Annotated in this window: 22 protein-coding genes; 6 read left to right on the top strand and 16 right to left on the bottom strand. The window is 42.4% G+C overall.

The features are described from left to right. Nucleotides 1–109 precede the first annotated feature (109 nt). Together FTD44_RS14735 and FTD44_RS14730 are read left to right on the top strand one after the other, a co-directional pair. On the top strand, nt 110–1,576 hold the full coding sequence (locus FTD44_RS14735; protein ID WP_222167146.1) for an oligosaccharide flippase family protein: 1,467 nt from the start codon (nt 110–112) through the stop codon (nt 1,574–1,576). Nucleotides 1,577–1,678: 102 nt separating this feature from the next. Next, the gene (locus FTD44_RS14730) at nt 1,679–4,606 is read left to right on the top strand and encodes an outer membrane beta-barrel protein (RefSeq protein WP_222167145.1); all 2,928 of its coding nucleotides are present in this window, start codon (nt 1,679–1,681) and stop codon (nt 4,604–4,606) included. Nucleotides 4,607–4,682: 76 nt separating this feature from the next. On the opposite strand, the gene FTD44_RS14725 is transcribed toward FTD44_RS14730, so the two are convergent. The 9 genes from FTD44_RS14725 to sppA form a co-directional block, all read right to left on the bottom strand. Then, entirely contained in the window at nt 4,683–6,473 is a 1,791-nt protein-coding gene (locus tag FTD44_RS14725) for a T9SS type A sorting domain-containing protein (RefSeq protein ID WP_222167144.1), read from the bottom strand. Nucleotides 6,474–6,614: 141 nt separating this feature from the next. Continuing rightward, the gene (locus FTD44_RS14720) at nt 6,615–8,426 is read right to left on the bottom strand and encodes a T9SS type A sorting domain-containing protein (protein ID WP_222167143.1); all 1,812 of its coding nucleotides are present in this window, start codon (nt 8,424–8,426) and stop codon (nt 6,615–6,617) included. 536 nt (nt 8,427–8,962) lie between these two features. After that, complete coding sequence (locus FTD44_RS14715) at nt 8,963–10,756, bottom strand: T9SS type A sorting domain-containing protein (protein WP_222167142.1); 1,794 nt, start codon at nt 10,754–10,756, stop codon at nt 8,963–8,965. 128 nt (nt 10,757–10,884) lie between these two features. Further along, the gene (locus tag FTD44_RS14710; RefSeq protein WP_222167141.1) at nt 10,885–11,142 is read right to left on the bottom strand and encodes a hypothetical protein; all 258 of its coding nucleotides are present in this window, start codon (nt 11,140–11,142) and stop codon (nt 10,885–10,887) included. Between the two features lie 183 nt (nt 11,143–11,325). Further along, the gene (locus FTD44_RS14705; RefSeq protein ID WP_222167140.1) at nt 11,326–11,751 is read right to left on the bottom strand and encodes a hypothetical protein; all 426 of its coding nucleotides are present in this window, start codon (nt 11,749–11,751) and stop codon (nt 11,326–11,328) included. 209 nt (nt 11,752–11,960) lie between these two features. Next, entirely contained in the window at nt 11,961–12,275 is a 315-nt protein-coding gene (locus tag FTD44_RS14700) for a hypothetical protein (RefSeq protein ID WP_222167139.1), read from the bottom strand. Between the two features lie 3 nt (nt 12,276–12,278). Further along, nucleotides 12,279–12,965, bottom strand: a complete 687-nt coding sequence (locus tag FTD44_RS14695; RefSeq protein WP_222167138.1) for a hypothetical protein — start codon at nt 12,963–12,965, stop codon at nt 12,279–12,281. A 362-nt stretch (nt 12,966–13,327) separates the two neighbouring features. Then, nucleotides 13,328–14,917 carry a pyruvate dehydrogenase complex dihydrolipoamide acetyltransferase gene (locus tag FTD44_RS14690; RefSeq protein ID WP_222167137.1) on the bottom strand — a complete coding sequence of 530 codons (1,590 nt, stop codon included), beginning with the start codon at nt 14,915–14,917 and terminating at the stop codon, nt 13,328–13,330. A gap of 108 nt (nt 14,918–15,025) precedes the next feature. After that, a complete protein-coding gene (gene sppA, locus FTD44_RS14685) occupies nt 15,026–16,813 on the bottom strand; it encodes a signal peptide peptidase SppA (RefSeq protein ID WP_222167136.1) in 1,788 nt (595 codons plus the stop codon). Nucleotides 16,814–16,978: 165 nt separating this feature from the next. On the opposite strand from sppA, the gene FTD44_RS14680 reads away from it, so the two are divergent. The 3 genes from FTD44_RS14680 (at nt 16,979) to FTD44_RS14670 (ending at nt 19,976) form a co-directional block, all read left to right on the top strand. Further along, nucleotides 16,979–17,467 carry a cytidine deaminase gene (locus tag FTD44_RS14680; RefSeq protein ID WP_222167135.1) on the top strand — a complete coding sequence of 163 codons (489 nt, stop codon included), beginning with the start codon at nt 16,979–16,981 and terminating at the stop codon, nt 17,465–17,467. A 131-nt stretch (nt 17,468–17,598) separates the two neighbouring features. Further along, on the top strand, nt 17,599–19,227 hold the full coding sequence (locus FTD44_RS14675; RefSeq protein WP_222167134.1) for an FMN-binding glutamate synthase family protein: 1,629 nt from the start codon (nt 17,599–17,601) through the stop codon (nt 19,225–19,227). Between the two features lie 152 nt (nt 19,228–19,379). Then, nucleotides 19,380–19,976 (top strand): hypothetical protein, encoded by a 597-nt coding sequence (locus FTD44_RS14670; RefSeq protein WP_222167133.1) that lies wholly within the window; start codon nt 19,380–19,382, stop codon nt 19,974–19,976. 84 nt (nt 19,977–20,060) lie between these two features. Here the strand turns inward: FTD44_RS14670 and rplQ are convergent, their stop codons facing one another. The 7 genes from rplQ to infA form a co-directional block, all read right to left on the bottom strand. Further along, complete coding sequence (rplQ, locus tag FTD44_RS14665) at nt 20,061–20,564, bottom strand: 50S ribosomal protein L17 (RefSeq protein ID WP_222167132.1); 504 nt, start codon at nt 20,562–20,564, stop codon at nt 20,061–20,063. Nucleotides 20,565–20,711: 147 nt separating this feature from the next. Further along, nucleotides 20,712–21,713 carry a DNA-directed RNA polymerase subunit alpha gene (locus FTD44_RS14660; protein ID WP_129019465.1) on the bottom strand — a complete coding sequence of 334 codons (1,002 nt, stop codon included), beginning with the start codon at nt 21,711–21,713 and terminating at the stop codon, nt 20,712–20,714. A 125-nt stretch (nt 21,714–21,838) separates the two neighbouring features. Next, nucleotides 21,839–22,444, bottom strand: a complete 606-nt coding sequence (gene rpsD / locus FTD44_RS14655) for a 30S ribosomal protein S4 (protein WP_129019466.1) — start codon at nt 22,442–22,444, stop codon at nt 21,839–21,841. Between the two features lie 161 nt (nt 22,445–22,605). Continuing rightward, nucleotides 22,606–23,010 (bottom strand): 30S ribosomal protein S11, encoded by a 405-nt coding sequence (rpsK, locus tag FTD44_RS14650; RefSeq protein WP_129019467.1) that lies wholly within the window; start codon nt 23,008–23,010, stop codon nt 22,606–22,608. 121 nt (nt 23,011–23,131) lie between these two features. Next, nucleotides 23,132–23,512: a 30S ribosomal protein S13 gene (gene rpsM / locus FTD44_RS14645; protein WP_129019468.1), complete on the bottom strand. Its 381-nt coding sequence runs from the start codon at nt 23,510–23,512 to the stop codon at nt 23,132–23,134. 36 nt (nt 23,513–23,548) lie between these two features. Then, nucleotides 23,549–23,665 (bottom strand): type B 50S ribosomal protein L36, encoded by a 117-nt coding sequence (gene ykgO / locus FTD44_RS14640; protein WP_086099068.1) that lies wholly within the window; start codon nt 23,663–23,665, stop codon nt 23,549–23,551. 58 nt (nt 23,666–23,723) lie between these two features. Further along, nucleotides 23,724–23,942, bottom strand: a complete 219-nt coding sequence (gene infA, locus FTD44_RS14635) for a translation initiation factor IF-1 (RefSeq protein ID WP_129019469.1) — start codon at nt 23,940–23,942, stop codon at nt 23,724–23,726. Between the two features lie 390 nt (nt 23,943–24,332). Here infA and FTD44_RS14630 point away from each other — a divergent pair, with 390 nt between their 5' ends. Then, complete coding sequence (locus FTD44_RS14630; protein ID WP_222167131.1) at nt 24,333–25,280, top strand: ComEA family DNA-binding protein; 948 nt, start codon at nt 24,333–24,335, stop codon at nt 25,278–25,280. Nucleotides 25,281–25,290: the final 10 nt, after the last annotated feature.

Below are 25,290 nucleotides of genomic sequence, written 5' to 3'. Positions count from 1 at the left end.
TTTTATTTTATCCTGCGTTTAAAAAAAAAAAAATGGTGTGCCCCCCCCCCCCCCCCCCCCCAACACTTTTAAACGGAATTCTTTACCTTGCAATTCAAAACAAAAGACCTTGCGTAAACATTTTGTACAAAATCTGCTGTTCCTCATCCTGGTTAATCTTATAGTAAAACCACTATGGATTATGGGTATCGACCGCACGGTGCAAAATACAGTGGGCAATACAGTATATGGCACTTATTATGCCATTTTCAACTTTACGCTGATCTTCCAGGTATTGCTGGACTTCGGTTTGCAGAGTTACAACAACCAGACGGTGTCCAAAGCGCCTCAGGCTATGCGTAACCTCTTTCCTAATATTGTTGTGGCCAAGCTGATCTTATCGGTCATATACCTGGCTATTGTCTTTATCCTGGGTTTGATCTGGGGCTTTGCCCAGCAGGATTTTATACTATTATCAATCCTGGCACTGCTACAGATTGCCAGTTCCTTTCTCTTATTTTTCAGAAGTAATATCTCAGCTTTGCAACGCTTTAAAACGGATAGTATATTCTCCGTACTGGATCGCTTTATCGTCATCGCTATCGTATCACTATTATTGTTCCTGCCGCAGATTAAGGCACATTTTAAAATCGAATACTTTGCCCTGGCCCAGCTTGTGGCGTTCTCTATAGCATTGATCGCAGCATTTAAAGTATGTACCCGGCTCAATACAATTCACTGGCATCATATACACTTGCGTAAGGTAAGGCTGGTATTGAAGCGTAGTATACCCTATGCCCTGCTGGTGTTCCTGATGAGCATTTATATGCGCTCAGATGTGGTCCTTTTAGAGAAACTGGCGGGAGAAGGCGTGGCCGGTAAGTATGCCGCAGCGTTTCGATTGCTGGATGTCAGCAATAATATGTCTGGTGTATTACTGGCAGGCTTATTATTACCGCTCTTCGGTAAGATGATTGCACAGAAAGAGGCCTTTCAGTCTATACTCAGACTTTCTGTAAACCTGCTGCTCCCTGCATCCTGGGGATTGGTGCTGATTACCCTGTTCTGGGGTGACCAGATCTTTACCGGTTTATACAAAGAAGTGACTACACAGGACACGCCTATATTGCAATGGCTCATGCTGTGCCTGCCCATGTACGCTATTAATTATATCTACAGTACCCTGCTTACTGCAAATGGCAGTATCAAAATCCTGGTACGCATTTCCCTGGTTGCGGTATTGCTTAACGTAGGACTGAATCTTTACGGCATTTATACTTCCGGTGGCGATGCCGCTATTTTCACAGCCCGCAATGCATTCATCACCCTACTCTTTACCAGCATCTGCAATATCTGGTTTGGCCGTAAGATCATGCAACTGCATTTCGATCCCAAATGGATAGCCAGGCTCCTGGCATTTGCCGGTCTGAGTTTTGCTGCAGCTTATGGTATTACACAAGTGGCAAGTGGCTGGTCTGTATGGCTACAAATCGCGGCAACAGCCGGTTTGGGCCTGCTGATCTACCTGCTGTGCGGCATTATTTCAGTAAAGGAATTACAAACTCCGCTGAAAAGATTTAATTCACCGCATAATTGATTTATAATTAAACCCTTAACAATCTTTTGTTTCTAATAAAGGCATTTATCCTCAAATAAATGTCAAATTTGCTATCTATATACAAAACAAACAATACAGCATATGAGGCTTTTCAGCACATTAATCGCAGTTTTACTGTCCGTTTCCATGTATGCACAGGAGATGCGAAAGATCTCCGGCATCGTAAAGGACAATTTTAACGAAGAAGTATTCGGAGCAGTAGTTCAATTAAAAACTACAGAAAACAAATACGTAAAGAGTACAACTACTGTCGACGACGGTAGCTTTATTATAGAAAATGTTGCAGCCGGCAAGTACATACTTTCTATTACCAGCATGGGTGCACAACCTATCGACAAAACAGTTGAGGTGGGTGAAAAAGACCTGAATATTGGTATTGTCAAATTCGGATCAGCAGCGACCAATCTTAAAGAGGTTACGGTGACCAGCACGGCCATTACCGGGCAGCAAAACCAGGATACCTCTACCTTCAATGCCAATGCTTACAAAGTTAATCCTGACGCTACAGCTGAGGACCTGGTGAGAAAAATGCCGGGCATTGACCTGAGCGGTGGTGATGTAAAAGCACAGGGTGAGAAGGTGAGTAAAGTACTGGTTGACGGTAAACCGTTCTTTGGCGATGATGCCTCTTCTACCCTTAAAAATCTGCCTGCTGAGGTTATCAGCAAAATCCAGGTGTATGATGAAAAAAGTGAGCAATCAAGACTGACTGGTGTGGATGACGGAGAAACGGTAAAAGCAATTAATATCATTACCAAAGCGGAAAAAAGAGAAGGTACCTTCGGCAAAGCTTACGCAGGCGGTGGCCTGGACTTCAATAGTCTCAAAGGCAATAGTAATATTACGGACGATGCCTTTCGCTACAGCGCCGGTGCGAATGTGAACTACTTTAAAGGAGATCGTCGCATCAGCATCATTGGTCAGAGCAATAATATCAATATGCAGAACTTCAGTTCGCAGGATCTGCTGGGTATTGCCAGCTCCAGCGGCGGACGCGGATTTGGCAGAGGCGGCCCTGGCGGCGGCAACAGCAGCAATAACTTTATGGTGAACTCCCAAAACGGTATTGCACAAACCAATGCTGTGGGCCTGAACTACACGGATAAACTGGGTAAAAAAGTAGAACTGACGGCTAGTTACTTCTTCAATAATACCAATACCAATACAACGCAGCAAACCGATCGCCAGTATGTACTGAACAATGAATCTGGTCAGACCTATGCAGAGCAGAGCAATGCTACTTCGCATAACTATAACCACCGTGTTAATGCACGACTGACATATACAATTGACAGCTTTAATACACTCCTGTGGATTCCGTCGGTATCATTCCAGCAAAATAACAGTACATCGAATATGCTGGGTAGTACCAACACGATTGACAACAGCATTGCGAATACTACCAAGAATGATTACACTTCCAAGCTGAACGGGTACAACTTCAACAACATGCTGATGTATTTCCACCGCTTCCGGAAACAGGGTCGATCTTTCAATATCCGTGTAAACAATACGGCTAACAGTAATAAGGGTAACAGCAACTTCTATGCAATCAACACTTACTACCCGACAACAAACCTGAACGACACACTGGATCAGTATGGCGATCAGAACCGTACCGGATGGAGTATGAATACTAATGTTGAGTACACTGAACCGATTACTAAAAACAGTGGTCTGCAGATCAGTTACACTAATGGATACCAGAAAACCAATTCTGACAGATTAACTTATAACTACGATTACAACACTTCTGCTTACACTGATCTGGATACTGCGCTGAGCAACCAATATACTACGGTTTATAAAACCAATGCTGCTGGTCTGCGCTATACATTCAACAATAAAAAGATCCGTTTCAATGCGGGTGCTGATGTACAGAAGGCGATCCTGGAAGGCGATCGCGTATTCCCTTACGTATCAGACATCAATAAAAACTTTGAAAACATTCTGCCTAGAGCGATGATGCGCGTGAACTTCAGCAAGACCAAAAACCTGGGATTGTTTTACCGTACATCAACTAATGCGCCAAGCGTAACGCAGTTACAAGACGTTATTGACAACTCTAATCCGCTGCAACTGACTTCCGGTAACACTGATCTGAAACAGGCGTATACGCATAACCTGTTCAGCCGTTACTCCAGCTCCAGCGCTAAGAACAACAGCATGTTCTTCGTGATGTTCAGAGGGTCATTGACCAATGACTATATCGGTAACAGCACTTATATCGCGGCAAATGATACTGTTGTGGGTAATAATGTATCTCTGGCAAAAGGTGGTCAGTATACGACACAACGCAATATGGATGGTTATTACAGCTTTAATGTATTTACCACATACAGCACTCCGATTCCGGCATTGAAATCTAACATCAATATTAACCTGAACGGTGGTATTACCCGTACACCTGGTTATATCAATGATGCGAAGAACTTTTCCAACAACCGTAATGCAGGTGTAGGATTAGTATTCAGCAGTAATATTAGTGAAAAAATAGACTTTACCTTGTCTTCCAATACAAACATGAATTTTGTAAAGAATACATTGAACAGTAATGCAGACAATAACTACCTGAACCAAAGTACCCGTTTAGCGGCCAACTATATTTTCTGGAAAGGAATGGTACTGAATACAGAACTGAACCACCAGTTTTATCAGGGTCTGACCAGCAATACTAACCAGAATTTCCTGCTCTGGAATGCTGGTATCGGAAAAAAATTATTTGCGAAGCAACAGGCCGAAATTCGCTTATCTGTATTTGACTTACTGGGTCAGAACAGAAGCATTGCACAAACCTTCACGGAAACCTATAATCAGACGGTTTCTTCGAATGTACTGCAACGTTATTTCATGCTGACCTTTACCTACAACATCAGAAACTTCAAGAAAGGCAGTTCTGAAAAAGACATGAGCAATGGCAATGAAGGTGATCGTATGATGCCTCCTCCGGGTGCTCCGGGTATGATGCCTCCCCCTCCGGGCGGCGGCGGCGGCCCAATGATGAATTAATCAAAATGAATATAAATATAATGGCGGGATGCAAATTGCATCCCGCCATTATATTTATATATACTCTTTGGTAATCTTATTTTCGAAGCATTATTTTTTTCGAAGCAAATCCGTCTTCTGTGGAGAAGGTAACCATGTACATACCGTTGGATAAACCGGAAAGGTTCAGATTGCGGGTACCATTCTGTGCCTTAGCAAAACCCGCTGTATATACTTCTTTGCCAGACAGGTCATATACTTTTACATTGATGTCCTGGCTGGATGTAAGGTTGTATTGCACCACCAGGTTACCATCAGTTACCGGGTTAGGATAAACAGAAATATTATCAGACAGGTCTTTAGCAGACGTTTTGATACCTGTTGTTGTAATCACCGAACAGTTCGATTTCACTGCACTAATAGTAGTCGCACCAGTATTAGCAGGATCAAGCCATGGTTTCAGTTTGCGGTTATCTGCGGTACCATTTACACTATAATCCCATACGTAGGAGAACTTACTGTAGGCTACATAATCACCGATATTAGTTGCTTGACCGGCAGCATTATTGATGCAGGAGGCCGGTACACTTTGATCGCCACCAATAGACAACTGGCCAATCAGGTAGCCATCTCCATTGAATAAGCCGCTACCCGATGAACCGGTAGATCCATAACTGTTTTCCAGTATCATAGCCCAGTGCGTATTAGCCGCTCCTAAGCTGGATGACTGGATCTGGTGGGTATACGATAATTTTTTATTATCGCCATCTGGGTGATGGAAGCCGATGAATTTCTTAGGCTCGCTGACACTGGTAGCAATACTACCACTGTTATTCCAACCAGACAATACTGCATCGTAGCTGCTTGGGATAGCTTGTTTCATCTGCAGCAGCATAAAGTCTCCTTTAATATTATTTGTACTTACACTGGAATTGTAATCAGCACGTGCTACAAAGTTCAGGCCCACCATGGTGTTGGAAGTCGGCTCCGCACCTGTTCCGGCACAGTTTTTATATTCAAAATTGAAACGGGTCAGTGCCTGGTTGAAAGTTGTGCTGGACACAGAGCCTGTTCCCTCACAGTGTGTTGCAGTAAGCAGATAAGCCTTACAGCTACCTACTGCATTACCCGTATTATTCACCAGTGTACCAGAGCAAAGGCTATATCCCTGGCCAGCCGGAATCAATATCTGTACGGTAGCTTTCCTGTTATTGGCATATTCTGTACCCTGCGGACATATTGCATTCACCATACAGGTAGAAGATAATCCATTCAGCTGATCGTCGACCTGATCCAGTGGCTGGTTGCCTGCATATATGCGCAGGTGCTCAATCGCACGGTGAAAAACGGCTGCTTTATCAGCATGCAGTTCGATGGCATTAATATCTACAAAAGGATCAATATTCAGCTCTACAGTTACCGTATTACCTTGTATGGCATCTGTTGCAAACGTACCGGAGGCGTCATTATTCTCTGCATCGAATGCGCCTAATACCTGTTTGTGGTTTTCATTGCTCAGGTATAAACGTACCCCTTTAGGCAGATTGAAACGATCATACAGCAGACCGATCGCCGGTGCACCGGCAATACTGATTTGTCCTCTCCATACGCGTTGGCCGTTATCCAGGGTTATCATCTGACCCGATTGCGGGAAACCAAAATCAGCTGTAGTATACAAAGCTGCCAGGAATGGTTTGGTAAAACGTGTATCTTCTTTGTCCTGTGCCAGGTAAGCATCCCAGTCCGGGTTGGCATACCGGGCTACCGGAATATTGTTAAAGTTGACATCTGTCTGGAAAGATAAGGGTAAACCTCCCTGGCTGATCTGGGCATGTGCACCATAAAAGGTACCTGCCAGTATTACGCCGATTAATAAAGACCTTTTCATTATAAATGATTATAAAATTGAGCTTACAATATTAACGAAAAAATAGATGTAAATCTGTTCCCAGGATCTGTACTTCAAAAAAATGACAAAGGAGTGGTACTATTTACAGTGCCACTCCTTTGTGTGTGTTATTCATTATGATTACTTCTGAATCATTACTTTTTTAGTGGTGAATCCTGCTTCTGTAGCTACTTTTACCAGGTACATACCATTCGGCAGGTTGCCCAGTTCCAGTTTGCGCACACCGGATTGTGCTTTTACGACTTCTGCCTGGTACACTGTCTTACCGCTTACATCATACACAGTAATATACATATTACCGGCATTAGGTAAGTTGTATTGCAGTTGTACATTGTCACTGATCACCGGATTAGGATAGATCGTAACATTATCAGACAGATCTTTGTTTACTGTATTTATTCCTGTACTGGACACGGTAGAACAATCTGCTGCATTTAAAGATTCTACAGTGGCTGCGCCTGTATTATTAGGATCCAGCCATGGTTTCAGCTTACGATTGTTGGCAGTACCATCAATACTGTAATCCCAGTCAAAAGAAAATCTGCTGTAGGTCACCCAGTTCATTGCATATACATCTGCTACCTGGCCTTTGGCATTTACATGACAGGAAGACGGCGGATTGGCCTCTCCGGCAACGGATGCAATACCGATCAGGTAGCCATCCGGATTAAATAAACCACTACCCGAAGATCCTCCGGCAACATAACCTTCCTGCAGCATCATTTCCCAGTGCGTATTGCTTACGCCGGAACCCAGATCAGTACTGCCTATAGTATAAGTATAAGATGTTTTTTTAGCATCGCCTGCCGGGTGGTGAAATCCTATAAATTTCTTAGGAGCACTGGTGGTGCGGCTGATATTGGCATTATTGTTCCAGCCGGCTACAATCGCATTGTATGAAGCGGGTACCGTCTGGCGCAGTTGCAGCAACAGGAAGTCTCCTTTAATATCTGAAGTAGAGAAGGATTCATTATAGTTGGCACGGGCTATTACATTAGCACCAGTCATAGACTGTGCAGTAGGCACCTGGCTTGAAGCAGCACAGGCACTTTTTTCGAAATTAAAACGAACCAGTATCTGATTGAAGGTGGTATTGCTTAAAGAGCCAGTACCCTCACAGTGAGATGCGGTAAGAATATAAGGTTTACTACAGTTAGCAGTACTATTTGCAGTGGTATTGACCAACGTACCGGAACACAGTGCGGCGCCGTTACCTGCCGGCAATAATGTTTGTACAGTTGCTTTTCTATCGCGTGAATAGCCATCTCCCTGCGGGCAGATCGCATTGATCATACATACAGAAGAGGCCCCAACAAGTGCGCTGTCAATAGCAGACGCAATCGTCTGTCCGCCACCAATGGTATATTGTGCCAGGTGCTCAATAGCACGATGAAATACAATTGCTTTATCAACGTGTAACTGAATATCACTCAGGTTTACAGCAGCGTCGATATTCAACTCTACATTAACCAGTCCACCTTGAACTGCATCTGTAATAAATACACCTGAAGGGTCATTATTAGTAGCATCGAAAGCACCTAAAACCTGGTTCTGCATTTCATTACTCAGGTACAATTGCACCCCTTTGGGCAGAGAAAACTTATCGTACAGCAGACCTATCGCCGGTGCATCCTGCACCATGATCTGTCCCCTCCATATACGTTGCCCGTTATCAAGCGTAACCAATTGCCCCGAGGCCGGAAAACTGAAATTTGCAGCGGTGTACAAACCGGCCAGGTATGGCTGATTAAAATCTGCCGAAGCCTGCTCCAGGTAAGCATTCCAGTCCGGATTACTGTAGCTGGACAATGGAATGTTGCTGTAGGATACTTTATTGCGTAAAGACAGTGGCAGGCCACCCTGGCTGATCTGCGCCTGGGCACTATATATTGTGCTTGCCAGGACTGCACCGATTAATAGAGATTTTTTCATTTATACTTCAAATAAAAATTAAGCTTACAATATTAACGAAATTACGAATATTAATATTGCTGCTAAAAAATATGTTAGTCCAATGACAAAGCACCTGAATACGCACGCTAGCATTCCAATCGCAACATCACATTAACTTAATGCAGTGCTAAAGCCTGTTTATAAAGGCTTGCGGCTTAAACCTTGGATATAAGTTGGCGTCATAGACTGATAACTTATAAAACCAGTAATAAAATGAAAACCTTTGTTTTTTATGCCCTGTTTTTATTTTTAGGGGCGATGCTTTTTCAAAGCTGCGTGGTGAGTCCTTATCCACGTCCATATTACCAAAATCATTACAGGCCACATGGTTATTACCGTAGTCCCGGCTATGCGCGACCACATATGTACCATGCACCCCGCCACTACAATAATCATTACCGCCCGAACCATCCGAGATGGTAGGGACCTGCTATAATAGTGTGGAGGTGAGCTTGTGTTAAATGCAAGAACGGTTCAGAATATCCGAACCGTTCTTATTACATATATCTCTCAAACTATCGTTGAATCATAATCTTTTTAGTAGCAAAACCATCCTCTGCCGCCACTTTCACCAGGTAGATACCATTTGGCAAACTGCTTACATCCAGTTTTTTCATACCGGATTGTGCTTTTAATACCTCAGCCTGATATACTGCCTTACCGGTTACATCATATAGGGTAATAGACAGGTTTGTCGCCGCCTGCAGATTGTATTGCAGTTGTACATGATAACCTGTAGCCGGATTAGGGTAAACGGAAATATTATCAGACAGGTCTCTGCTTACGGTATTTACACTTGTCGTATTGGCCGCAGAACAGTCAGATTTCACCGTAGCAACAGTAGTGGCACCGGTATTTGCCGGGTCCAGCCATGGCTTCAGTTTACGGGTAGTGGCCGCACCATCTACACTATAATCCCAGTCATACGCAAACTTGCTGTAATAAACGGCATCCATGGCATATACAGTCGCTCCGAAAGCATCTACTTTACAGCTGGCAGGTGGCTGATACTCCCCTGCTACCGAGGCGATACCTACCAGTACTCCATCAGCATTAAACAAACCACTTCCTGAAGAGCCGGGAGCCGCATAACCTTCGTTCCACAAAATCTCCCAGTGACTGCCGCTCGCACCTACATCTGCACTCTGCATGGCTTGTGTAGTGGATAGTTTTTTATTATCTCCATAAGGGTGATGAAACCCTATAAATTTCTTAGGAGCGGTATAACTGTTGGCTATAGACGGACTATTATTCCAGCCGGATAAAGTAGCACCTGCTGCCGTAGGAATATTCTGTAACAGCTCATACAACATAAAGTCTCCCTTGGTTTGATCTGCAGGAGTAGCAGAAGAGTACGCCGAACGGGCTACTTTCCTTACCCCTTGCAGGGTATGACTCGTAGTGGCCGCCGCACCTCCGGTACAGGCGCTGTTTTCAAAATTGAAGCGCACCAGGTACTGGTTAAAGGGGTTGTTGGCATCTTCTGAACCGGATTGATTACAGTGTGATGCAGTAAGGATATATGGCTTACAACTTGCGGTAGTATTGCCGGTATTGTTTACCAGAGTTCCGCTACAGGCCGACCCGTCGGAGTGAATGATCTGAACTGTTGCGGTACGGTTATTGCCATAACCCGTACCCTGCGGGCATATCGCATTTATGTTGCAGACAGATGATCTGCCATTCAGCTGGGCATCGATCTGATCCAGTGGCTGATCTCCGGAAATGGAATACAGCTTCAGGTGCTCGATAGCACGGTGGAAGACCATGGCCTTATCAATATGCAGTTTGATATTGTTCAGGTCTACATTTGCATCAATATTCAGTTCGACAGTAATTACATCGCCCTGTATCGCATCTGAAGAGAATACCCCATCCTCGATATTGTTGCTGTGATCAAATGCACCCATGACCTGCTTTTGATTGGCATTGCTCAGGAACATGCGTACACCTTTGGGCAGGAAGAAACGATCATACAACAAACCGATGGCCGGTGCGCCTGATATCTGTATCTTGCCTCTCCATATTTTCTGGCCATTATCTAAGGTGATGAGCTGGCCCGATTGCGGGAAGCCGAAATCCGTACCGGTCAGTAGAGCGACCTGCAAAGGATGATTGGTACCGGTTTGTTCTTTTTCCTGTTGCAGAAACGCATCCCAGTCCGGATTGGCATAAGTAGCTACCGGCATACTATTGTATATAGTTTTGTCCTGGAACGAAAGCGGCAGACCGCCTTTGCTGAGTTGTGCATGGAGGCTGCCTCCTGACACTATTGCACATACTCCGAATAATAAAAACAATTTTCTCATAAAGAATGCTTCATTTAATTTTCATCAAAAATAAAAGCCGTGATGCAGAGTACCCGGTTAATTAAGGTTAATCAAGCCCTGTTTAACCTTAATTAACCCAGGCAGGCTTTTATAGCCCTGCTACACGGCTATATCGAAAAAAACACATAAGCACCCACCAGGAGCAACACGACAATGCTTAAACCCAGTTCATAAGCATTCAGCTTGCGGCGATGACAAGCCACCAGGAGCAATAGGAGTAATAAAGACAGGTATATTAATCCCACCCGATGTTTTACCTCGCGCATCTCCTTCGGCAAAAGAGAAAGCGCATACGATAAACAGGCACTGATGGTCAGCAATATCCAGCCGAGAAAATCCTTTTTGTTGAATAATGTTTTAAACATAAGCAGTAGGTTTATTGGATAAAGTTGATGTAACAGAACGAAAGAAAATGGTAGCTTACCGGCTAATCTGGGCCGTAACAATTTGGCTACTTACTTCGAGAATGGCACTATCATCAGACTTCATTTCTATAATATCTGGCAATAGCTATAACTATTGCCAGATAATGTTTTACAGTTGAATATTTATCTTGCAGTTTTAAAATAGTATGTCATCACTCCGATCGCAGCAAAAGCCAGCCCTACCAGGATGCCACGTTTCATTAATACTTTATTATGCCTGTTGTAATATAGAAAAATCAACACCAGTATAAAGTTTATTGCCAGAGCGATATTTTTAGCCATCATAATTGTCTCATTACGATAAGAGGAAATAGGAATACTGAAGAATGCTATAAATAAGACAATAACGCCTAGCCATTTTTTATTAATACCAGCTTGCTTACGGATATTATAGTACATGTAAATAAATGCAAGGATACCCGCTATGAGCAGTGCTGCAAATTGGGCAAACTTAATCGTTGAATTACCATTGGCAGGAATGAGAACACTTACACCGCAAATGAATAAAGCTACATAAGCCAGCCATTGTTTCTGATATGTTGTGCGCATACAATCGTTATTTAGTGCAATTATTATAATTTATGAGGGCTCGATCTAAACAATTAGTATGCGCAATGCTTGCACAAGCTATTGTCCAACAGAAACCAAACTCCGGGCCGGGAACGGCTCCATAGGCAAGACCTATTAAATGGCAAAAACTATTGTGCCGAAAAGCTACTTTCTATAGTTTCATTTAAATATCGTGTCTGCTTTACGTTTTAATGTGCATCTATCGGATTCTGCTTAACCGGTTGATATTCAAACGGGGCCTCCATCATTGGTTTAGAAACCCACATTATAAGTAAATACAGGCCAGACATTAGTAGGATCCAAAATAAAAAGCGCTTCCATTTTCCCCTATTATAATAGAAAAACAATCCGAAAAAGATAGCGGCTATAAAGAGAGACACATTCATTATACAGTCTTTAATATCTTTCATTTCCTTTGGTATAAAAAAGGAAATTATTACAGAACCATAACATAAGAACATAGCAATAAAGCCCAGGTAGCGTTTATTTAAATCTCTAGTCATAAATTAATTTTTACAATTATTATAATCTCTTTGGGCACGTTCGATACAGCCATGATGATCTGCTATAGCTCCGGCTACCAAGACTGCATATCCCGCCAGGGCTGCACCTCCCGACAATGCCCCTCCTATTAAAGCTCCAGCAGTTCCCCAAAACATTGTTTTTGCGTATGCATCATTACAATCCTTAACATCCTGTGCATACTGCTGCCCGCAGGTCAATCCTATCGTTTGCCATACAATAATCTTATTCCACTCGTCAGACCAGAGTTGCGTAAGATCTGCCAGGCTCATATTAGCCAATGAAGGATATTTTTGTCTGATGGATTGCAGGTAACCGAAATTAGCCACTGCCAGATCTACAATCCGGTTGCCTTCGGAAATACCATAGGTAGTATATACTCCTCTCATTTGGTCAACTGTAGTGCAGGATTGTAATTGTGTTTTCAGTGCATCAAAATCAATGTTGGAATACTTTTCTCCCATATCTGCGGAAATGCGTCTCAATATTGTGTCATTGGTATACATCGCACGAAAATCCTGGTCTTCATGTAATACTGGTGTGGTCGTCGAAATGGTACTAAGTGTTGTAGGTTTCTGATTGTCCGGCTGCTGTGTCATCTTTGACTTATCGCAGGAGGTTACGGACAGTACACAGGCAGCAATCATAGCTGCAGTTAATTTCTTAAACATAGGTTTAGTTGTGGTTTTACCTTCTCCACTTTAATACAGGCTATCGAAGGAATTTATTTGCTCCTGTATTAACCATTCCCCTGGAGCTTTACCATACCGGTCCGATTCTGGAAGCTGTTATTTAGTGCACATATTAACGGCTACACAATTATCATTTGGCATAGATCAATTGAAGTATAATTATGGCTAATACAGGCCAAAAATGAAGATAATTTTCAACATAAAATCAAATTATATCACATATTTATCAATAGATATATTAAAAATTGATTAATAGAAGAAAATAATCAACATAAAGGATATAAAAAATGCGCTGCAAGAATCTTGCAGCGCATTTTTTATATGTAAAACCAGTTAAGGTCTTATACTAGCATCGTTACCGGGTTTTCCAGGTATGCTTTCAGTGTTTGCAGGAATGAAGCACCCACAGCACCATCTACCACACGGTGGTCGCAGCTCAGGGTCAGTTTCATGATATTACGTACCACGATTTCACCGTTCTCTACAACCGGAGTTGCTTCGATTTTACCTACCGCCAGGATACAGCTATCCGGTGGATTGATGATTGCCGTAAATTCATCGATATCCATCATACCCAGGTTAGATATGGTAAAGGTATTACCGGTAAATTCCTGTGGTTGCAGTTTTTTATCTTTTGCTTTTTTAACCAGTGTTTTCGCTTCTGCAGCAATAGCCGACAGCGGTTTCTGATCTGCAAATTTCACTACCGGAACGATCAGGCCGTCTTCGATAGCTACTGCAGTACCGATATGGATATGGTGGTTTTCTCTTACGAAATCGCCCATCCAGCTGCTGTTTACAGCAGGGTGCTTACGCAGTGCCATTGCAGATGCTTTGATCACCAGGTCATTGAAGGAAATTTTGGATTCAGATATAGCGTTCATTGCCGTACGGGCATCCATCGCTTTATCCATATTTACAGATATCTTCAGGTAGAAGTGAGGGGCGGTAAACATGCTCTCGCTCAGGCGTTGTGCAATTACCTTTCTCATTTGAGATAACTCAATGTCTGTATGAGATTCCTGACCTGCAATTACAGGTGCAGCCGTACCGGAAGCTGTGCTTGCTTTAGCAGCAGGTACATAATTCTCTACGTCTTTCTTTATAATACGGCCACCATCTCCGCTGCCCTTCAGCTCAGAGAGGGTGATACCTTTATCTTTAGCCATTTTTCTCGCCAGAGGAGAGATTTTCACACGGCTGTCATCGCTTTCTGTCTTTGTCTCCGCTGCAGGTGTTGCAGGAGCAGATGCAGCTGGTGCCGGAGCTGAAGTGCTTTCAGCAGCAGGTGCTTTATCTTTTTGTGCATAGTAATCCAGGTATGGTTGTACATCTGTACCCGCTTTACCCACGATAGCCATAACACCATTTACCGGTACGCCTTGTCCCGCAGGAACGGCCTGGTATAATAATACACCATCAGCGTAAGGCATTACTTCCATTGTCGCTTTATCGGTTTCTACCTCTGCGATAACATCGTCAGATTTAACCGTATCACCAACATTCTTAAGCCATGCCGCGATCTTACCTTCTTTCATGGTATCACTCAACAATGGCATCTGAATTACACTTGCCAGTGAGGTATCCGGAGCAGCAACCGGAGCCGCTGCAGCAGGTGCAGTTGCCGCCGGAGCCGGAGTGGCTTCAGCAGGTGCTGCAGGCGCAGCAGATTCATTCAGGTAAGAAGATATATCCTCACCCTCTTTGCCTATAATAGCTAAAATATCGTTTACCGGAATATTCTTTTTGTCGCTGATGTATAAAATGGTACCGTCGACATAGGGCATTACTTCCATAGTTGCCTTATCTGTTTCCACATCTGCAATTACATCGTCCGCTTTTACCTTATCTCCAACTTTCTTGTGCCAGCCCGCGATAACACCTTCTTTCATGGTATCACTTAATAAGGGCATACGTACTACTTCAGCCATAATATGTTTGTTCGTGTTTGTATTTAATTTTCAACCTCCAAATATACTGCATATCCATGATACAACGAGTATATTCAGCCTAATTTGTTTGTTTAAGGAATCGTAACCTTATTTCGTTTCGGGTAAGAAAGGTAACATCATCCATACCTGGTTACGGTTATTCATCAGCAGCTTAAACTGTTGATATGCATCAAAGCTAAAGCCTAATTCGTTCTGTACCAATTGCTTGGTTAATAATGCACTATTTGCATCTTTACCATTCACCATCTTCAGCAGGCGTTCAATATCCGAAGTCGGTTTTGGAAAGGTCACTACCCTGTACTCGCTGATGCCCGCCAGACTCGCTGCTGCTTTTATCGCTCTGTCCATACCGCCCAGGCCATCTACCAGGTGCAGATTCAGGGCTGCCTTACCAGTCCATACTCTACCCTGTCCTACGCTGTCTACATAAGCAATATCCAGCTTACGGCCTGCTGCTACACGACTTTTAAAGGTGCTATATATAGTATCTACTCCATGCTGAATGATCTGGCGCTCCCGCTCGGTAAACGGTCTGTTCATATCACCCATATCTGCCATTGGCGCGGTCTTTTCTACATCAAAAGTAATGCCCAGTTTATTATTAAACAGTTTCTCCGTATTCATCATCACCCCAAACACCCCAATACTACCGGTGATGGTATTAGGCATGGCAAATACACTATCGGACTGACAGGCAATATAATAACCACCTGAAGCGGCATAATCACCCATAGAGGTCACCAGTTTCTTCTTGGCTTTTAATAACTGCAGTTCGCGAAGGATGTTTTCAGAGGCCAGCGCCGATCCTCCCGGAGAATTGACTCTCAACACCACTGCTTTTATCGATTCATCGTCTCTTACCCTGCGGATCTCTTTAATAAAATCGTCGGAGGCAATAACAGAACCGGAATTAGCGCCGGCTTTGCCATCTATAATAGAACCTTCTGCGATCAGTAAAGCGATGTGATTACTGCTTGGTTTCTGCGATAACCTGCTTTTATAATCAGACAGAGAGGCAAAATTCAGTTCTTTATCTGCATCAATACCGGATTTTGCTTTCAGCAATTGCTCTACCTCATCCTGGTATTTCAGTCCGTCTGCCAGTTTATACTGAATAGCATCTGCACTGGTTTGGATCGCGCCGGCATTTACCAGAGAATCCACCGTGGTACTATCCATACCTGTATGCTGCACGACTACTCCAACCATTTCTGCCCACAGATCATTCTGGTAGGCCGAGATCTGGGTACGATTTTCATCTGTCATTTTATAGGCTCTCAGCGGCTCGGTCGCGCTTTTGAACTTGCCACAATAGAAGATTTCAGGTTGTACTTCCAGTTTATCTAACAGTCCTTTATAGAACATAATATTGGTACTCAAGCCTTTAAGCTCTACATTACCAACCGGATTGATGAATACGCTATCTGCAACCGAAGCAACATAATATGCCTTCTGGGTAATGCCATCTGCATAGGCATAAATAAACTTGCCACTGCTTTTGAAGCTTTCCAGCGCTTTACGTAATTGCTGGGAAGTAGCCCAGCCATTGCTGTTACCACCGGCTTTTAAAAATATACCCTTGATGTGCTCGTCCGTTTTAGCCATTTCAATGGCGCTCAATACTTCGAACAAACCGACTTCTGCAGCAGGGGCACCGCCGGTAATGGCCGACAGGATATTGGCCTGCGGAATCTCACTGATGGGTTTGGACAGGTCTATCTCCAGTATACTGTTGGACTTGATCACGGCTACCTGGCTGCTCGTTACCGAACTGGCCAATGCGCCCATAAATCCAAAGAAAATAAACATGAGCAGTATCCCCGATACTACTATGGCCAGCAATGAGGCCAGAAAATACTTCCAAAATCCTTTCATACCTGAACTATGATTAACTGTTTCTTGCATATATATTATATCTGCCGCAGCAAATTGTTTTACAGCGCAAATATAGCCTATACTTTTTCATTCCGGTTCTAAAATAAGTTTAGCATATGTTATATTATATTTCAGTATATTGCGTATAATCATATAATATATAGTATGCCATCTGTACGGCTAGAGTATGATATTTTTCCAGAGGCTGCGGCCCTGGAACCTTCTTTACAGGAACTGATCCGGGAAGCGCAGTATGCGGCTGAGCATCTTGCGTATGCTCCATACTCAGGATTTCAGGTCGGTGCGGCTGTCTTACTGGCCAATGGGCAGATAATCAGAGGCAGTAACCAGGAAAATGCCTCTTTTCCTGCCGGTACCTGCGCCGAAAGGGTTGCTCTGCATACAGCTGCCGTCCTGCATCCCGGTGTTACGGTTACCGCTATTGCCATTACCTATACCAAAAAGCAGATCGATCCGTCGATGATGCATGAGGTTTTATCTCCCTGTGGTATCTGCAGACAGGTGATTAATGAAGTATCGCAACGCCAGCAGGCAGCGATACATATATTAATGTGCAGTGCCGATGGCACTATCCTATCTGTTAAAGATGCAAAAGAACTGCTTCCTTTTTCTTTTGGCAGTAAAATGCTGTAAACCAGTACTGTATTGGCTTATACGTGTTTTAAAAACTTTCTGACACTACAAAGCTTTGTTATTTATTTGATTAAGTAATTTATTCGTTTTAAGTTCGCGGATTGTTTAAAAAAAAGTAGATAAAAAGTATCATGCGTAAGGGGTTTATCATTATTTCGACCTTGTTAGTCATACTAACATTGGGCTTATCTGTTTTCTTAAGTAAAAACTGGTATGTATTCTTCGGGATTACGGTCTTGCTCACCGCATTGGGGTATTACGACATGTTCCAAACCAAGCACTCGATCATGCGTATTTATCCCGTGTTTGGCAGACTGCGTTGGTTCATGGAAGATATGCGCCCGAAAATTTATCAGTATTTCGTAGAAAGTGACATTGATGGTCGTCCGATCAACAGAATCGATCGTTCTACAATTTACCAGAGAGCTAAAAAAGAGAACGATACCATGCCTTTCGGTACCCAACTGGATGTTTATGCCGAGGGTTATGAATGGATGTGTCACTCTATTGCTCCAAAAGATTTCAAATCACTGAATCACAATCCGCGCGTACTGGTGGGCAATAAAGATTGTTCCAAACCTTATGACCTGAGTATTTATAATATCTCAGCGATGAGTTATGGTTCACTGAGCTCTAACGCGGTTGAATCAATGAATGCCGGTGCACAAATCGGTGGCTTTGCTCATAATACCGGAGAGGGTGGCTTGAGTCCTTATCACCTGAAACATGGTGGTGACATTATCTGGCAGATCGGTACCGGTTATTTCGGCTGCCGTGATGCAAACGGAGGTTTCTCTCCGGAACTGTTTGCGGAGAAAGCACAGCTGGATAATGTGAAAATGATCGAGATCAAAATTTCCCAAGGTGCTAAACCAGGTCATGGTGGTATCCTGCCTGCTGCTAAAAACACTCCGGAAATTGCCGCAATCCGTGCGATCCAGCCGTATACACTGGTGGCATCTCCTCCATTCCACTCTGCCTTCAATACGCCAAAAGAGTTGATCCAGTTCGTACAGAAACTGAGAGAATTAAGTGGTGGTAAACCGGTAGGATTCAAATTATGTATCGGTCACAAATCTGAATTCATCAGTATTTGTAAAGCGATGATGGCCCTGGATATTTATCCTGACTTTATTACTGTAGATGGTGGTGAAGGTGGTACTGGTGCAGCGCCGCAAGAGTTTTCTAACTATGTAGGTGCTCCTTTACTGGATGGTCTGGATTTCGTTTCTAACATCCTCAGAGGTTTGGATATCAAAAAACACATTAAAGTACTGGCTTCCGGTAAAATGACCAGCGGTTTCCACCTGGTAAGAGCAATGGCTCTGGGTGCAGACGCTTGTTACTCTGCCCGTGCAATGATGATGGCGGTAGGTTGTATACAGGCACTGATGTGTAATACCAATAAGTGTCCGGTAGGTGTAGCAACACAGGACAAAACGTTATCAGTAGGTCTGGTAGTAGAAGATAAGAAAACACGTGTAGCACAGTTCCATAAATATACAATTGAAAACTTTGTAGAACTGCTGGGCGCTGCAGGTTTAAGCAGCAAAGAAGAGCTGACCCGCTCTCATATCTACCGTCGTATTTCCTTGAACTCAATGCTGACTTACGAAGAGATTTTCCCTTCTTACGAAATGGGTGCTTTCATTAATCCTGAAAATATTCCGCAACGTTACAAAACGGACTTTGCCTTTGCGAGCATGGACCGCTGGGGTATGGCGAATATCGGTAGCTGGAGTAATGATTCTAACAAATAAGTATATAAGTATACAAAACATAAAAAATAGAGGAGACTGATTTCAGTCTCCTCTATTTTTTTACTCTAACTCAAAACCAGGTGATAAAATGCTTTCGAAATCAGACAGTAATGACTACATTGCCGAAAATGTTTAAACACATTTATTGGATCATGAAAAAAGTACTGTTACTTTCTGCAGCCCTGTTAAGCCTCTTCGCATCCTGTACCAAAATCAATACACAACCCGATAATAACGGGAATAGCAATGGTAATAATACGAGCGCTACTTACTCTGCAAGTTTTACCTTTAACGGTAGCCAAACCAAACTTGGGTATAACAAGAATTTTGCGCAACTGGTATCCAGCTCATCAAATATGGTCGGAGGCTTTGCGACTAACAGCGTCAATGGCATCGTCCCCTACCCCTCATTAGAGATCGCTTTTGTCTTTGACCATGACGAAGTAAGCGAAGCTGTTTTCATGGCCTTAAAGGGGCAGACAATTCGCCAGAATACTACTAATGGTACGTATGTGATGATAAACTATGATTCAGATGCAAACAATAGCTGGTATGGAGATGTCTCTGCGGATAACAGTTATGCTATCCAGGTCAGCGATATTGCCTATTCTCATTCTGTAACCACCGTATTTAACGATGTGGATGTATATCGTGTAAAAGGCCTAGGGAAAGCGCTTGTAGAGAAAGACGGGAGCCAGAAAGCAGTAGAGCAGATCACCTTCGACATGTTGATGTCCCGTGTAAAATAAAACCTGAGAAGATATAAAAAAGAAGCCACCGCAAATGCGATGGCTTCTTTTTTATATCAGGAATAAGGTATTCCTAAACTGAAATTAAGCTTCTGTATTTTCAGTACCTTCTTCAGTTGTAGTAGTTGTTTCTTCTGCTTGAGGAGCAGCTTCAACTTTCTTAGTTGCACCACCACGGCTACGACGAGTTTTCTTAGCAGCTGCAGTATTTGCATCTTTGTTGTACACTGTATTGAAGTCTACTAACTCGATCATTGCCATTTCAGCAGCATCACCCATACGAGGAGCTAATTTAATGATACGAGTGTAACCACCAGGACGGCCTGCAACTTTTTCGCTGATCACATCAAATAATTCTTTGATAGACTCTTTGTTTTGCAGGTAGCTGAACACTGTACGACGATTGTGCGTAGTATCATTTTTAGATTTAGTGATCAGTGGCTCTACATAAACGCGTAAAGCTTTAGCTTTAGCTTGAGTAGTGATGATTCTTTTGTGCTCGATCAGTTGAGAAGCCAGGTTGCTTAATAAAGCTTTTCTGTGAGCTGAGGTACGACCTAAATTGTTTACTTTGTCTCCGTGACGCATGACTTAAAATGATTTAATGATACTGTACCGTGTCAAGGAATACAGTACTGTTTTATTACCCTGAGGCCGAAGCCTAATAAAACGATGATAAATGTTATGAAATAGAGAACCGTTTGGTTCAGGGGAACCAAACGGTAATATTATTGATTAGTGATTTGACTCACTCAGTTTTACGCGACTAACATCCATACCGAAGCTCAGACCTCTTTCACCTAAAACCTGTTCGATTTCAGTTAAAGATTTCTGACCGAAGTTGCGGAATTTCATTAACTCTTCCTGAGTGTATTGTACCAGCTCAATCAGAGAGTTGATCTTAGCAGCTTTCAGACAGTTGAATGCACGTACAGACAGTTCTAAATCTTCCAGTGGAGTATTCAGTACTTTACGTAATTGCAACAAGCCCTCATCTACAGTCTCTTCTTTCTCTTCACGTTTAGTGTCCAGAGAAATATTTTCATCTGTGATGATCATCAGGTGTTGGATCAGAATACGGGATGCTTCTTTAACGGCTTCTTCCGGATGGATAGTACCATCAGTAATCACTTCCATAACCAGTTTCTCATAGTCAGTACGTTGCTCAACACGGGTATTCTCGATAGAATACTTAACGTTTTTGATTGGCGTAAAGATAGAGTCGATAGCGATGAAATTGATTGCCGGGTCTTTTGGACGGTTCTCTTCAGCAGGAACATAACCACGACCTTTCCCGATATGAATTTCTATTTCCAGAGTAGCAGAAGTATCCAGGTTACAGATCACCAGATCCGGGGTCATTACCTCAAAGTTAGGAGTTGCTTCACCAATCATTGCTGCAGTGAATTGCTCTTTACCTTTGATTACCAGGGAAACTTTATCAGAAGAAATGCTTCCTTCTGTAATGGATTTAAAACGAACTTGCTTTAAATTCAGGATAATTTCTGTAACATCTTCAATAACACCCTTAATTGTATCGAATTCGTGGTCTACAGTAGCGATTTTGATACCGGTAATAGCATAACCTTCCAGAGAGTTCAATAAAACTCTACGCAGGGCATTACCGATTGTCACACCGTAACCAGGCTCCAACGGACGGAATTCAAATTGTGCTTCAAAGTCTGTTGCTTTTTGCAATACAATTTTGTCGGGCTTCTGAAAATTCAATATAGCCATATTGAAAGAGTTGTTTTTTTGAAGTTTCAACCGAACGATGTATCCGGTCTATAAATAATTTTTGTTGCAATATAATAAGAAAAATATCAATTACCTCAACCAGGGCTGAGGTAATTGCATTTTTATTATTTAGAGTACAACTCTACGATTAATTGCTCTTTGATATTCTCAGGAACAAACTCACGCTCAGGAGCAGAGATAAAGGTTCCTTTGAATTCTTTCTCGTTCATATCCAGCCAGTTAATGTTTAAACCTTTACCACGAACCAGGCTAATCACAGCAGTGTTAACTTTAGATTTTGGTTTCAGTTCGATTACATCACCAGGTTTCAGAATGTAAGAAGGGATGTTTACTGACTCACCATTCACCAGGATGTGTTTGTGAGATACCAGCTGACGGGCAGCAGGACGTGTAGGCGCTAAACCTAAACGGTAAACGGTATTGTCCAGACGAGATTCTAATAATTTGATCAGGTTCTCACCAGTTGCACCTTTCAGACGAGATGCTTCTTTATAGATGTTACGGAATTGCTTCTCTAACACCATGTAAGTGTATTTCGCCTTTTGTTTTTCTTTCAGTTGAACAGCATACTCAGATGGAGCTTTACGCTTACGGTTACCACCGTGCATACCCGGAGGATTGCTGTTTTTTGATAAGTTTTTACCTGATCCTAAAATTGGTTCACCGAAAATACGGCAGATCTTGTTCTTTGGTCCTGTGTAACGAGCCATTTTATATTTAAGTTTTATCGATTTTTGTAACACTCCTTTCAGCTCATCTAAAAATCGTAAAAGCCGATCTGAAAGGTTTTAAAAAAATAAGGAATATTATAAACACTATTAGATTAACCGCATTTTAGGCGATTAATCTAATAGCTATATAAAAAAATAGATTATACTCTACGTTTTTTCGGAGGACGACAACCGTTGTGTGGAATTGGCGTAATATCCTTGATGGTAACGATCTCGATACCGCTGTTAGCAACGGAACGGATAGCACCTTCACGACCAGAACCAGGTCCTTTCACGATTACATCTACTTTTTTCAAACCAGCATCAATTGCAACTTTTGCAGCATCAGCAGCAGCTTGTTGTGCAGCGTATGGTGTGTTCTTTTTAGAACCACGGAAGCCCATTTTACCTGCAGAAGACCAGGAGATCACCTGACCTTGTTTATTTGTAAAACTGATAATAATGTTGTTGAAAGTCGAAGTTACGTGCACATCACCATGTGGCTCAACCTTAACGACTCTTTTTTTGGCAGCAGCCTTAGCCGCATTTACTTTTCCTTTTGCCATTTTAAATAAGGTAATCTTTGAATGTTTAAAAAATAACTAAGCAACTAAGCACTTAGCTGGGTGAACCCTCCCTCCCGAAGAAGTGAATAGAGATCCGGCATCCACACCAATTTTAATTGGTTTACTTCTTCGCAGCTTTTTTCTTACCTGCAACAGTGCGACGTTTACCTTTACGGGTACGGCTGTTGGTTTTGGTACGCTGACCACGTAATGGTAAGCCTTTACGGTGACGCACGCCACGATAACAAGCGATATCCATTAAGCGTTTGATGTTCATTTGAACTTCAGAACGTAATTGACCTTCTACTTTAAATTCAGAAGCAATAATGTTACGGATAGAAGCTTGTTCATCATCATTCCATTCGTTTACTTTTTTATCGAAATCGATTTCTGATTTCTCTAAAATGTAACGAGCGGTGCTGCGGCCGATTCCAAAAATATAGGTCAAACCTATTTCGCCACGTTTGTTTTTAGGTAAGTCAATACCAGCTATACGAGCCATTTAAGAAATTTTGTTTAAAAATTTAAAAATTTAAAATTAACCCTGACGTTGTTTGAAACGAGGATTCTTTTTGTTGATCACATACAATTTGCCTTTGCGACGCACGATTTTACAATCTGCACTACGCTTTTTAATGGCTGCACGAACTTTCATGTTAGTTAATTATTATAGTTTTACAATTAAACTGATTTGGTCTTTCAGAAGGACAATCTTATTTGTAGCGATAAATAATTCTACCTCTGGTAAGATCGTAAGGACTCATCTCTACCCCAACTTTATCACCTGGCAGGATACGAATGTAGTGCATCCGCATTTTGCCGGATATCGTTGCCAATATCTCATGTCCGTTCTCCAGTCTTACCCTGAACATTGCATTGGATAAGGCTTCTATAATATTTCCGTCTTGTTTGATAAGGGGCTGTTTTGCCATAATTTCTAAAAGGAATGCAAAGGTAAGTTATTTTTCCTTAATAATGTAAAAAAATTATATTTTACATTACATTCGCAAGAGAATATACCATATTCCCTCCTGTTTTCTGCTACATTCATACAACTTTCCGGCTCCGAAAAGAAGCAGCATCCTGTGTAAATAGTACAACAATCGATCTGATCGGCGATAATCGGTACAGGCAATATGCCCGGCCGTACAAAAAAAGGAAGATGTTTGCTGCAAGTACTGAAATCGCAAATGAGTGTGCGAAATTATAAATAAGTAATCAATTTACATTCATTCTATTATAAAAATCTTGTTTCTTTTCGGAAACAGGATTTTTTCTTTATACCATATTCATATAATATTGAATATAAATTAAACCTAAATATGAAGAAAAAACAACCACAACCGGCTTTGTCTAAAAGCCAGGTCAAGGGGATTATTGTGCTGGGTATCCTGCTCCTCGGCACTACTCTTTTCTGGCGTCTTAGTTCCGTATTTGAAAACCACGAAACCAAACTACCAGTCTCCGATACCGGTAGTTACACTGTTACAGATCCAAAACCTTACGATAATAATAAAGAAAACGCCTGGGACGAGTCTGCCGATCGCATCAGCACGCCTGCTCCAAACACGGTTTTGTTCCCCTTTAACCCCAATACTGCCAGTGAGCAGGACTTTATCCGGCTGGGCCTGCCCGAAAAGGTAGCCCGTACTATATGTAAATACCGTAGTAAAGGCGGCCGGTTTTATGACAAAGAAGATTTTGCTAAAATCTATACACTCAGTGAGGCAGACTACAAGAGGTTGCTGCCTTACATCAGTATACCACAGGAGCCCGGAGCGCAGCGTAAGTATGCTTATAATAATAACAAGCATACTTATCCCAATTACAGGCCAGACAGCAGCCAGTCTTATCACCCATATCCGCGCAAGCAGAACAAGCCTATTCTGATCAATACCTGTACTGCAGAAGAGCTCATGAGTTTGCGGGGTATCGGCACGGGCTATGCCGGGCGCATTATCAATTATCGTGAAACCCTCGGCGGCTTTGTCGCAAAAGAACAATTGAAAGAAGTATACGGCATGAGCGACAGTTTGTATATGGCTATCGAACCATATATTATTATAGAGGAAAGTGCGGTCCGTAAGATCAGTCTGAACAATGCTACAGAGGCGGAATGGCTGCAACATCCCTATACCCGCAAAATGACAAAGTATATACTTCTATACCATAAGGATATAGGGAGCTTTAAACAAATAGAAGATTTCAGGAAAGTTCCTTTGATAAATGACGAAAAATATCGTAAAATTGCACCCTATTTATCATTATAATACTTAATTT

Origin of the sequence: Edaphocola aurantiacus (assembly GCF_019797745.1) — a bacterium.
GTDB lineage: Bacteria > Bacteroidota > Bacteroidia > Chitinophagales > Chitinophagaceae > Edaphocola > Edaphocola aurantiacus.
This window is presented reverse-complemented; position numbering and strand designations above follow the sequence as displayed.

Excerpts from the sequence above, each read along its gene's own strand:
- FTD44_RS14730 (WP_222167145.1), top strand. The coding sequence starts at position 1,679 with ATGAGGCTTTTCAGCACATTAATCGCAGTTTTACTGTCCGTTTCCATG.
- FTD44_RS14725 (WP_222167144.1), bottom strand. The coding sequence starts at position 6,473 with ATGAAAAGGTCTTTATTAATCGGCGTAATACTGGCAGGTACCTTTTAT.
- FTD44_RS14720 (WP_222167143.1), bottom strand. The coding sequence starts at position 8,426 with ATGAAAAAATCTCTATTAATCGGTGCAGTCCTGGCAAGCACAATATAT.
- FTD44_RS14715 (WP_222167142.1), bottom strand. The coding sequence starts at position 10,756 with ATGAGAAAATTGTTTTTATTATTCGGAGTATGTGCAATAGTGTCAGGA.
- FTD44_RS14710 (WP_222167141.1), bottom strand. The coding sequence starts at position 11,142 with ATGTTTAAAACATTATTCAACAAAAAGGATTTTCTCGGCTGGATATTG.
- FTD44_RS14705 (WP_222167140.1), bottom strand. The coding sequence starts at position 11,751 with ATGCGCACAACATATCAGAAACAATGGCTGGCTTATGTAGCTTTATTC.
- FTD44_RS14700 (WP_222167139.1), bottom strand. The coding sequence starts at position 12,275 with ATGACTAGAGATTTAAATAAACGCTACCTGGGCTTTATTGCTATGTTC.
- FTD44_RS14695 (WP_222167138.1), bottom strand. The coding sequence starts at position 12,965 with ATGTTTAAGAAATTAACTGCAGCTATGATTGCTGCCTGTGTACTGTCC.
- FTD44_RS14690 (WP_222167137.1), bottom strand. The coding sequence starts at position 14,917 with ATGGCTGAAGTAGTACGTATGCCCTTATTAAGTGATACCATGAAAGAA.
- sppA (WP_222167136.1), bottom strand. The coding sequence starts at position 16,813 with ATGAAAGGATTTTGGAAGTATTTTCTGGCCTCATTGCTGGCCATAGTA.
- FTD44_RS14680 (WP_222167135.1), top strand. The coding sequence starts at position 16,979 with ATGCCATCTGTACGGCTAGAGTATGATATTTTTCCAGAGGCTGCGGCC.
- FTD44_RS14675 (WP_222167134.1), top strand. The coding sequence starts at position 17,599 with ATGCGTAAGGGGTTTATCATTATTTCGACCTTGTTAGTCATACTAACA.
- FTD44_RS14670 (WP_222167133.1), top strand. The coding sequence starts at position 19,380 with ATGAAAAAAGTACTGTTACTTTCTGCAGCCCTGTTAAGCCTCTTCGCA.
- rplQ (WP_222167132.1), bottom strand. The coding sequence starts at position 20,564 with ATGCGTCACGGAGACAAAGTAAACAATTTAGGTCGTACCTCAGCTCAC.
- FTD44_RS14660 (WP_129019465.1), bottom strand. The coding sequence starts at position 21,713 with ATGGCTATATTGAATTTTCAGAAGCCCGACAAAATTGTATTGCAAAAA.
- rpsD (WP_129019466.1), bottom strand. The coding sequence starts at position 22,444 with ATGGCTCGTTACACAGGACCAAAGAACAAGATCTGCCGTATTTTCGGT.
- rpsK (WP_129019467.1), bottom strand. The coding sequence starts at position 23,010 with ATGGCAAAAGGAAAAGTAAATGCGGCTAAGGCTGCTGCCAAAAAAAGA.
- rpsM (WP_129019468.1), bottom strand. The coding sequence starts at position 23,512 with ATGGCTCGTATAGCTGGTATTGACTTACCTAAAAACAAACGTGGCGAA.
- ykgO (WP_086099068.1), bottom strand. The coding sequence starts at position 23,665 with ATGAAAGTTCGTGCAGCCATTAAAAAGCGTAGTGCAGATTGTAAAATC.
- infA (WP_129019469.1), bottom strand. The coding sequence starts at position 23,942 with ATGGCAAAACAGCCCCTTATCAAACAAGACGGAAATATTATAGAAGCC.
- FTD44_RS14630 (WP_222167131.1), top strand. The coding sequence starts at position 24,333 with ATGAAGAAAAAACAACCACAACCGGCTTTGTCTAAAAGCCAGGTCAAG.